This window comes from Bacillus sp. sid0103, assembly GCF_019219025.1.
The window spans coordinates 1-312 of record NZ_JAHUWN010000130.1; the positions used below are offsets into that span (position 1 = coordinate 1).

Annotated in this window: 1 rRNA gene; it reads right to left on the reverse strand. The window is 40.4% G+C overall.

The features are described 5' to 3' along the window. Positions 1 to 221: 221 nt before the first annotated feature. Positions 222 to 312 (reverse strand): 16S ribosomal RNA (locus KW850_RS32820); the annotation flags it as partial.

Consider the following 312-nt stretch of genomic DNA (forward strand, 5'->3'; position numbering starts at 1 on the left):
TGCGCCCTTTCTAACTTAACCTAAAAGGTTTATAACTCTTAATTGAATAAGAGAGAAAAACTAAAATGGCGATTACTCGATGTTTACTTTGCTTCTTCATTACGATTATCTAGTTTTCAAAGAACGAAGTGTCTTGAGAGAATTGTACTCTCAAAACTAAACAAACAAAGAACGTGTCACAAACTGTTTTGTCTGGCTCATATGTCCAGCTTTATCCTTAGAAAGGAGGTGATCCAGCCGCACCTTCCGATACGGCTACCTTGTTACGACTTCACCCCAATCATCTGTCCCACCTTAGGCGGCTGGCTCCTT